At 66.8% G+C, this 2,762-nt stretch carries 4 protein-coding genes; 1 reads left to right on the plus strand and 3 read right to left on the minus strand.

The genetic code is table 11. The features are described from left to right. From JNW87_RS37180 to JNW87_RS37190, 3 genes are all read right to left on the minus strand, one after another. Nucleotides 1-152: peptide-methionine (S)-S-oxide reductase (locus JNW87_RS37180; protein ID WP_309234155.1), on the minus strand; the 152-nt coding region annotated here is incomplete at its 3' end. 9 nt (nt 153-161) lie between these two features. After that, the gene (gene msrB / locus JNW87_RS37185; protein WP_236648548.1) at nt 162-641 is read right to left on the minus strand and encodes a peptide-methionine (R)-S-oxide reductase MsrB; all 480 of its coding nucleotides are present in this window, start codon (nt 639-641) and stop codon (nt 162-164) included. A gap of 881 nt (nt 642-1,522) precedes the next feature. Next, nucleotides 1,523-1,921, minus strand: coding sequence for a hypothetical protein (locus JNW87_RS37190; RefSeq protein WP_238455332.1), 399 nt, complete (start codon nt 1,919-1,921; stop codon nt 1,523-1,525). Nucleotides 1,922-2,327: 406 nt separating this feature from the next. Between JNW87_RS37190 and JNW87_RS37195 the strand changes: the two genes are divergently transcribed. After that, nucleotides 2,328-2,762: ISAs1 family transposase (locus JNW87_RS37195; RefSeq protein ID WP_238455334.1), on the plus strand; the 435-nt coding region annotated here is incomplete at its 3' end.

The following is a 2,762-nucleotide window of genomic DNA, read 5'->3' on the forward strand; positions in this document are numbered from 1 at the left end:
TCCGCGTGGGTGCCGTGGTTGCGGTAGGTGGCGTTCGGGACGTCGCCGCCGCTGTAGCCGACCCGCGTGGACACGACGCCGGGCTGGTGGCGGAACAGCTCCTCCATGCCCCAGAAACAGCCGCCGGCGAGGATCACCTTTTCGTTGGTCACGTCGTCTCCTTACTTGTCGTCGGCGTCAGTGTTGGTGTCACCCGTGAACAGGGTGCGGTATTCGCCGTACCCTGCGTTCTTTAGGTCATCGAGGTGGATGAACCGCAACGACGCGGAGTTGATGCAGTAGCGCAGTCCACCCTTGTCGGGGGGACCGTCGTTGAAGACGTGGCCGAGGTGGCTGTCCCCGTGCAGCGAGCGGGCCTCAGTCCGGATCATCCCGTGGCTGGCGTCTTCGCGCTCGATGACGTTCGTCTTGGCGATCGGCTTCGTGAAGCTCGGCCAGCCAGAGTTGCTGTCGTACTTGTCGACTGATGCGAACAGCGGCTCGCCGGACACGACGTCGACATAGATGCCGGGCTCGTGGTTGTCCCAGTAGGCGTTGGCGAACGGGCGCTCGGTGCCGTCCTGCTGGGTCACGCGGTACTGCTCCGGGTCGAGCCGCGAAACGGCCTCCGGGTTCTTGTGGTACTGGGTCTGCTGGGGCACAGCTCTCCCTTCCCGGCCTTTCGGCGTGAAGCTGGGGAACCAGGTGAAACGCTCCTGGACGCGCAAATGTACAGACACCCTACGGGCCGGTTGTATTCCCGCAGCCCCCATCTTTTGTGGACCATCAAGTCCGGAAAAGATGTCCGGAGTGGCCGGCTGGCTGCCGTCGTCACGGTGGGTGACCTGGGGTACGTCGCCGGCACAGTAGCACCCGCTTGACTCCAAGAGTGTACTTGACCGACCAGTTCTACCGTGACTAGGTTCGGGGCGTCCGGCTGGGTGCCTCCGCTGGATGACCGGCGCCATCGCCGACGTCGACATCATGGCCGGCCGCAACTGACCCTCGAAACCTAACGCCGGGATCACGCCGGCTGGGATGCGGACGTGCCCGTACGCGTCCGCAGCCCGCGCCCGCGGGGAAACCACCAGCAAATTCAGCGAGACCGTGGCTCGGCCGACCCGCACGTGAACAAGTGTTCGAGTAGTCTGCTCTGCGTGGAGTGGCGAACGCGCTGGCACATCACGATCCGCTGGGACCGGGCCGACAACAGCCCGGCCGGCGTGACCGTCGTCGAGCGCGTCGCCGATTCCCCCGCCGAGCTGCGCCGCCTGATCGACCGGGCCCGCGCGGACCCGCACGTGGTCGCCTTCCCCGTCGCCAGGTCCGCGAGCTTGTCGGCGACGAGCTGCAGGAGTGCCACAACGGGCACGGCTACGCCGGCGGCTCGGCGACCACGCCGATGCGGGACTGTTGGCCGTGCCGATGCGGCGGCCACCTGGTCATCCGCTGCCGCATGTGCCCGGACGTGCAGGTGGAGCCGCGGGTCAGCCGGGACTTCGATACGCGGTGAAACCCAGTCAGCGCCGGGACAGCACGAAGGTCACCGGCGAAAGAGCGGCGGGGTTGAACAGGAAGGTGGCATGGCCCTTGCGCCTTCGTAGGCGCCGGTGCCCCCGGTTATCGCCGCGATGCTGGTGGCGCCTTGTACGAAAGCGCCAACGCCTTCGGTGGTAATGGTTCCATGTTGCAAGGTTGTGACGGTCGTGCAGGTCGTCGTCGCGGTGGAAGCTTCGATCACGGTGCAGTGCCCTTCCGCCTTGCCCGCAGGACTCTGATCCTTGGCCCAGACAAGCGTGTCGCGGAAGACCTCCCGGTCGCCGGTGTGACTCGGGTCGCCACCATTGAGGAACGCGTCGATGGTGGCACCGGTGTCCAGCAGCCGCAGAGTCTCCTCGTGGTCGGCGGGACCACTGCCGACAGCGCCCGCGAGCGCCGCCACAGGAGCGACGAGAACCGCTGTAATCAGTGGGCTCAACCGCATGACTGTGCCTCCTTTTCGCCGAGGCGAACGCGCCACTTAAGAATGGCGCACCCTCAATAGATGGGGCCCGCCGGGCCAGGGCGATTGCGTAGTCGATCGGTGGGTGCCCTGAGCTGGGAATCTACGGGGTGAGTGGCCTCTGTGGAGGCAGGAAGAGCGGGTGAGATCGCGTCGGTGATCATGGAGTTCTCTAGGCTTCACGACACCCCGAGGACCTCACCCGCCGATGTCATCATGCCTGATCCCCGCGCTGTCTTCGGTCGCCGGCGCCCCTGGCACGTCACCACCGTCCGTTACCGCAGGTGAGACAACGGGACTGCTACACGCCTTGGCGGCGGTCCCGGATCCTCGAGATCCACGGGGAGTGCGTTACCCGCTGTCGGGTTTGCTCGCGGTCGCGGTGTGCGCGGTCCTCGCGGGGGCGTCGTCGTTCGCCGCGATCACCGATTGGTTGCACGATCTGGATGAGCAGGCCCGCGACCGGCTCGGCTTCGGCCATGGGGTGCCGGCGGGTACGACGGTATGGCGGTTGCTGACCCGCCTCGACGATCAGTTGTTGTCTACCGTCCTCGCGGGTTGGCTGAAGGTCCGCGCCCGGCCGGTCACACCCCGGCCGCACCGGTATCGGACGGTGATCGCCGTGGACGGGAAAACGCTGCGGGGAGCCCGCCGTGCCGACGGTGGTCAGGTTCACCTACTCTCCGCGCTGGACACCAGCACCGGCATCGTCCTGGCCCAGGTCACCGTGAGCGCGAAGAGCAACGAGATCCCCGCGTTCGCACCGCTGCTCGACGCGGTC

The organism is Micromonospora sp. ATA51, from assembly GCF_016802855.1.
Lineage (GTDB): Bacteria > Actinomycetota > Actinomycetes > Mycobacteriales > Micromonosporaceae > Micromonospora > Micromonospora sicca.